The sequence below is a fragment of the Candidatus Nitrosocosmicus agrestis genome (genome assembly GCF_008389435.1).
Classification (GTDB): Archaea; Thermoproteota; Nitrososphaeria; order Nitrososphaerales; family Nitrososphaeraceae; genus Nitrosocosmicus; species Nitrosocosmicus agrestis.
Window position 1 is genome coordinate 58,496 of the sequence record NZ_VUYS01000020.1, and the last position, 6,591, is coordinate 65,086.

General features: G+C 35.0%; 8 protein-coding genes. 5 read left to right on the forward strand and 3 right to left on the reverse strand.

Features of this window, described 5'->3' with window-relative positions; genetic code table 11:
* Positions 1 to 9: 9 nt before the first annotated feature.
* Positions 10 to 657, reverse strand: coding sequence for a phosphoserine phosphatase SerB (serB, locus tag F1Z66_RS12490; protein ID WP_149863954.1), 648 nt, complete (start codon positions 655 to 657; stop codon positions 10 to 12).
* Between the two features lie 288 nt (positions 658 to 945).
* Here serB and F1Z66_RS12495 point away from each other — a divergent pair, with 288 nt between their 5' ends.
* Both F1Z66_RS12495 and F1Z66_RS12500 read left to right on the forward strand, forming a co-directional pair.
* Complete coding sequence (locus tag F1Z66_RS12495) at positions 946 to 1,203, forward strand: sulfurtransferase TusA family protein (protein WP_230207551.1); 258 nt, start codon at positions 946 to 948, stop codon at positions 1,201 to 1,203.
* Between the two features lies 1 nt (position 1,204).
* Entirely contained in the window at positions 1,205 to 2,221 is a 1,017-nt protein-coding gene (locus F1Z66_RS12500; protein ID WP_149863955.1) for a PLP-dependent cysteine synthase family protein, read from the forward strand.
* A gap of 51 nt (positions 2,222 to 2,272) precedes the next feature.
* Here the strand turns inward: F1Z66_RS12500 and trxB are convergent, their stop codons facing one another.
* Positions 2,273 to 3,328, reverse strand: coding sequence for a thioredoxin-disulfide reductase (trxB, locus tag F1Z66_RS12505; protein ID WP_149863956.1), 1,056 nt, complete (start codon positions 3,326 to 3,328; stop codon positions 2,273 to 2,275).
* Positions 3,329 to 3,408: 80 nt separating this feature from the next.
* Here trxB and F1Z66_RS12510 point away from each other — a divergent pair, with 80 nt between their 5' ends.
* The 3 genes from F1Z66_RS12510 (at position 3,409) to endA (ending at position 5,704) form a co-directional block, all read left to right on the forward strand.
* Entirely contained in the window at positions 3,409 to 4,425 is a 1,017-nt protein-coding gene (locus tag F1Z66_RS12510) for a homoserine dehydrogenase (protein ID WP_149863957.1), read from the forward strand.
* Positions 4,426 to 4,502: 77 nt separating this feature from the next.
* Positions 4,503 to 5,153, forward strand: a complete 651-nt coding sequence (locus tag F1Z66_RS12515) for a DUF47 domain-containing protein (RefSeq protein ID WP_149863958.1) — start codon at positions 4,503 to 4,505, stop codon at positions 5,151 to 5,153.
* Positions 5,150 to 5,704: a tRNA-intron lyase gene (endA, locus tag F1Z66_RS12520; protein ID WP_230207552.1), complete on the forward strand. Its 555-nt coding sequence runs from the start codon at positions 5,150 to 5,152 to the stop codon at positions 5,702 to 5,704. Before F1Z66_RS12515 ends, endA begins: the two co-directional genes overlap by 4 nt.
* A 38-nt stretch (positions 5,705 to 5,742) precedes the next feature.
* Here the strand turns inward: endA and F1Z66_RS12525 are convergent, their stop codons facing one another.
* Positions 5,743 to 6,411 (reverse strand): hypothetical protein, encoded by a 669-nt coding sequence (locus F1Z66_RS12525; protein WP_149863960.1) that lies wholly within the window; start codon positions 6,409 to 6,411, stop codon positions 5,743 to 5,745.
* Positions 6,412 to 6,591 lie beyond the last annotated feature (180 nt).

Below are 6,591 nucleotides of genomic sequence, written 5' to 3' on the forward strand. Positions count from 1 at the left end.
CCTTATTGACTAATGAGGGTTTAATCTAATTTTGAACTTCTCTTTTATTATAGGAATTACCAGAGAAAGATCCTTCTCATCTATCGTCACATTTGCTTTATTACGGATTATATCAACAGGACAAAATCCAATTGTAAATGAAGATAAAGCGAATAGTTTCAAATCATTGGCCCCGTCAACTATGACCACTGTTTCCTCGGGAGAAAAATCATTTTCCTCAACGAACTTTTTGACTGAAGCAGATTTGTCAGAAGTTACGTTAATTACAACATCATTCAATTTGCCATTAACAAATACCAAGTCATTTGAAAAAATCTTATCAATCTGAAGTTCTGTATGTAATCGATCAGTGATAATATTAAAACCGCCAGATACTGCCACAAGTGTTGCCCCATGATTTTTCAAAAATGAGCATAATTCTTTTGCTCCTGGCATAATTTCCAAGTTCTGTGCTATCTTATTTGCATCATCATATTGGATGCCTCTCAACGCATGAACTCTCTCCTTTAAGCCCTCCTCCCAATTGATTTCACCTCTGATACCTTTATTGGTAATGTCCCAAATTTCGGCTTCCTTTTCTGGTCCTAAGAGTTTAGCCAAAACGGGCAAATATTCTGCATTTAATAAAACTCCTTCGACATCAAATATAACAAGCATTATCCAAATCAAACTCCTTATTCATACATAATATTAACATATTGAGGAGAAATATCTATCTACCTAAGGGAAAATTAATAAAAAAGAATTCATTCAGGAATTATATAAATAGGAATCTACAATAAAAAAACGTGAACATTACCATCTAATTAATCTTTGAGTAAATACTACTAAATTCACGCACTAAAGATCCAGTATTACATTTTTTACCATTCATATCAACGATAGAAATTGTCAAGTTCATCCCTGTAAAAACATTTAATTAAGTACAATTTCCTTTATATATACATGTCCTCCAATTCTGAAGATACACAAAAATCAACTATGAAAACGATTGATGTAAGAGGTTTGTATTGTCCAGAGCCGGTTTTCAGGACAAAAATTGAAATTGAAAAAATGTCAAAAGGTGATACTTTGAGAGTTGTATCAGATGATCCAGACTCGGAAGAAGATATTTCAAGATGGGTCAACAGAAATGGTCATGAATTAGTTTCATTAAATAAAACAGAAAAGGATTTAGAATTTACGATTAAGAAGGCAAAGTAACATGACTACATCAACAGTTTATCCTAACTCAGCCAGTGTAATTGAAAGGATTGGTAATACTCCAGTAATAGAGTTAAAATCTTTTTCTACTTCAAATGTCAAAATGTATGCAAAACTTGAATGGTATAACCCATTTGGATCAGTCAAAGATAGAGCAGCGTTTTGGATGATTAAAAATGCCGAAAAACAAGAAATCTTAAAAAAAGACAAGAGTATTATTATCGAACCTACGTCAGGTAACACCGGTATAGCCTTAGCTGGGATTGCATCCCATCTCGGCTACAAAGTTGAAATCGTGATACCAGAAAAAGTAAGTAAAGAAACAAAAGATATTTTAAGAAAGCTTGGTGCTGTGCTACATGAAACATCCGATGATTTATGTCCAAGGGTTGGAGCAGGAACAGATCAGAGTATTGCATTAGCCTATGCAATTTCTAAACCTCGTCCCGATGTTTATTATATGCCTAATCAATATGAAAACGATTCGAATTTTGCAGCACATTATGAGAGTACGGGTCCTGAAATATGGAGTCAAACGAAAGGCAAGATTACACACTTTTTTACAGGCTGTGGTACGGGAGGGACAATCACCGGAACTGGCAAATATCTTAAGGAAAAAAACAGTAATCTTCGCATTGTTGCAATTCAAGCACAAAAAAACCATTTACTGCAAGGCTTAAGAAATTTTGAGGAATCTGCTAAACCAGAACTATTCTTGAGAAGAGAAAGTGTAGTAGATGAATGGTATACCGCTACCAATGAAAAATCTTTTAGAATGGTAAAAGATATAGCTAGTCATGAGAAATTACTTGTAGGTCCTTCATCCGGTTCTGTACTTGCAAGTATGGTTGATTTGGCCAAAGAAAACACAAAAAAAGATCAGGTATTTGTTGGCATATTTGCGGATGATGGAAGAAAATTCAAAAGCTTGTACAAAGAGATAGGCATATTCACTGAGGACGAATTCGATAAATATGTCGACGCTCGAAATCATCTACCAGAGCTTGCTTATGAGTAGCAAGTTATTGGTAATATCAAAACAGAAATCAATAAAAAAAGAAGATAGTTTTTAAGGTTTGACTTTTCTTTCTGATAACCATCTTTCAATATCGAGTGCAGCCATACATCCAAAACCTGCTGCAGTTATGGCTTGTCTGTACCTATGATCGTGAACATCTCCAGCAGCAAATACACCCTCGATATTTGTCCTAGTATTACCATAGACTTTGATGTATCCTTTGTCATCAAGATCTACTTTGTTTCTAAAGACGGAGGTATTAGGCTCATGTCCTATAGCTACGAATAAACCTCCCGATTCTATGGTCCTTACTTCACCAGTTTTGAGATTCTTTAATGTAAGCATTGATACTTTGTTGTCCCCCTTAATATCTACCACTGCCGAATTCCAGATGAACTCTATTTTTTCATTTTCAAAAGCTCTTTCCTGGAGTATCTTACTAGCCCTTAATACATCTCTTCTATGGACAATCTTCACCGATTTGCCAAACTTTGTTAGAAACGTTGCCTCTTCTAAAGCTGTATCTCCCCCCCCTACCACTACAATGTCCTGATTTCTAAAAAAAGGGCCATCACAAGTAGCACAGTAAGATACACCTTTTCCTGAAAAATTCATCTCACTAGGTATACCCAGTTTTCTTGGTGAGGCACCAGTAGATATCAGCACACTATCAGCGGTGGCCGTGAGTGAACCCGCAATTATCTTGAAAGGGCGGTTCTCGAAATTCACTTCTGTTACTTCATCAATAACTATCTTAGTCCCAAATCGTTCAGATTGCTGTTGCATGTTCATCATTAATTCGGGACCAGTAATACCACTAGGGAACCCAGGATAATTTTCAACTTCTGTCGTAGTCATCAATTGACCACCGGGCAAGGTTCCTGAAATAATTAAAGTCTTAAGTTTGGCTCTCGATGTATAAATCGAAGCTGTATATCCTGCTGGACCAGAACCAATTATTATGACGTCATAATGGTTTCCAGTATAATCCTCAAGTTTAGAATCAATATCATTACGACCGGATTCATTGGCCAGATTATTCAATATATATTGAGGTATCACAATTTCATTTATTAATGTATTAGGAAAATTTCTATTCCATTGCATTACGATAATTCTCATTCTAACAAATAACTAATACAAATTTTATTATATTCTCTAATATTAAGAATAAAAAGACAATTCTTATGAGGATTATAGTTTGCGGGATGGGTGTAGTAGGTCAAAGCTTTCTGAAACTATTAATTTCAAGTGCTGGTAATTTATATAAAAATTATGGAATCAAACCTAGGGTAGTAGCTTGTATAGATAGTAAGGGTATTGCATATTCACCTACAGGCTTGGATATTAATGAAATACTAGCAATTAAACAAGAAGATGGAAACCTAAGCAGGTATAAGAGTAGCCTTCTCAATTCGGATAATCCAATTGAAGATATTGATGCAGAGGTTTTCTTGGAATTGACTCCAACCAATCTATCAACCGCCGAACCAGGGCTTTCCCACATAATTGCCGCGCTTCGATCAAAGAAGAACGTAATAACAGTTAACAAAGGCCCATTAGCATTATCATTTTCATCATTAATCGAGCTCTCCGAGTACAATAATGCGATGTTTCGGTTTAGCGGAACGGTTGGCGGCGGTACTCCTGTTTTAGAATTTGCCAAACATTGTTTAAAGGGTGACAAAATTACTTCATTTGAAGGAATCCTGAACGGGACGACAAACTATATCCTGTCCAGAATGGCAGATGGATTACCTTTTGCAGAAGCACTTTTAGATGCGAAAAACAAAGGTTATGCAGAAACCAATCCTTCATTAGACATAGATGGGGATGATGCAGCTGCTAAACTAGTCATTATGGCAAATTGGATTATGGGTTACAAGGTTACTCTAAAAGATGTGGATAAAACCGGAATTACAGATATCGATCCGGAGGAATTCATAAAGGCGGCAAAAGAAAAGAAAGCGATAAAACTAATAGCAAAGTGTAATAATAAGGAATTATTTGTAAAACCGATTGCAATTCAGAAGGATGACCCTATTTATGTAAATGGCACTTTAAATGCAGTTACCTTTAAATCAGAACATTCAGGCGAGCAGACTATTATTGGTAAGGGGGCAGGCGGTATGGAAACAGCGAGTTCCATTTTGCGAGATCTAATAGAAATCAAACAAAGCATGTTAAATTATAGAACAGTATGAAGGAACAAAATTTGAATTAAATTGTCCGTAAGTAATAATAAAGAATTATAAGAACAAGTAGAAAATACACTTACTATATGTATAGCGGAGAGCTAGAGGTCCAGGCAAAAAGAAAGACAATTGCCATTTTGCAAGATGAAACCAACAAGATTCTTAATTTATCCAGGGAACTTGCAGTTATGACCGAAGCTATATTTGAAGGAAACCAATCAAGGATAAAGGAATCATTTGATCATATGAATGAGATCGAAAAGGAGATCGTCATTCTAAGAAAACAGATAACAAGAGAAGTTATAGCAATAGGAAGTCTGATGACTTACAGAGAAGATTTGCTAAGAACTGCTTATTTTATTGATGAAATAGCGGGTTTTATTGGCGGAATTTCCTTTAGATTGGCTAACATCAATCCACAGGTGATTAAAGAAAAATTTGAGGAAGACATGAAAAGTATGGTTGATATCATTATAGATGTAATTTTCAAAATCAATGAAATGTCCAGAACCCTCACGATAAAACCTGAAAATACCATAGAATTGGCTGTAGAAGTCCAAAGAATTGAAAATGAAGTTGATAAAAAGTACAGAGATATGACTATTAAAGCATTGAATTATCTACAAACTCCTAAGGATTTGATACTTTTTAAAGACACCATAGAAGGCATTGAAGGAATGGTTGACAAATGCCAACAAGCTTCCAATTCTTTCACAATACTGGCTTTAAGTATTTGAGCCCTCAATTTACGGGTCAACTCATAGAGAATAGGATATTCATTCACGACATTAACGAATCAAGAGAATTATTTGGTCAAGGATATTATGGCAAACCACTGGGAATATCGAAACCAAAAAATGCAGAGTTTGATGTTCCTCTGGTTCTGGATTTAATTGAAGGATATTATCTTACTCTCAGGAAAAAATTAACCATCCTAAAGAACAATGATGACTATGTTACCCCAGAAGAGATATTAAAGGTTTGTAAAAGACAATATATAAATTTTGAAGCAAAATTTAGAGTGTTCGAGAATTTAAGGGACAAAGGTTATATCGTAACTCCTGGAATCAAATTCGGTTGCGATTTTGCTGTTTACATTCATGGTCCTGGTATTGATCATGCGCCCTATCTTGTTAAAGTAATCATTCAACGAGAGAATTTGACAAGTATAGATATTGTACTTGCAGGAAGATTGGCTACTACAGTTAAGAAACAATTTATTCTGGCAGTGGTTGATCAAAAGGAAAAATCAATTAAATTCGTTGGTTTTGATTGGTGGAGAGCTTAATATTTGGATGAGGATTCCTAGAAAAGAATATTGAATGGTTAGGATTTTGGAAGATCAAACTTTATGAAATTTTCTCCAGATATTGTCAATCTGGTCGAATATTTTTCACCCCCGCTTTCTAACCAACCCTTATACCTAATTGAATTTTTCACAATGTCAATGATGCTCGGCTTTTTTTCATTTATTTCTTCATAACAAGATAAAATTTCACCATATCTGACTTCAATTTGCTTGTTAAATTTGGTAATATAATAAACAAAAAGTGTACATTTTTCATAATGATTTGAGGGCTTTTTGTCTTTAAAGAATTCTCTCAACCCTGGTTTTGTGTCATTGGCCTTCAGATCGACTGGAAGTGGCGGGATATTAACAGAGACTTTGGATATAGTGTGTTTGATACTCTTACTACCAAGTGGAACTTCTTGATGTAAGTTGACTGTGGAGGGAAACTGAGATGTTTTTTGTCTAACTATGTGAACCCGGTTATCTCCTGATGAAAATGAATCCAATGATGTATTGGCAGGGGTAATTATTTCCTCTTTACTCAAAGCCGGCAAACCCTCTTTATTGTTAATAATGACTTCCTTGATGGCCATTTTGAAAATCTCTTCAAACTTTTCTAGGTGTTTATCAACGAAATCCTCGTTGCCTTCAAGTTCAAAAAGACCCTCCCTCAAGTTAATCCTAAACTTCGTATCAGAGGTCATTAAAATTTTTCTTATTAATTATTATATAACTATTTGGATTGCTATAATGCTAGAGAAACTCGAATTCATTATCCTCATGCCAAAAACCTAATCGCTGATGTAGCCAGGGAAAAAAATTCCCATCCTTCTTTTCAAACTCTTTTTTCATTATTCTCACAATCTTTTCAGAAACCTGTCCAG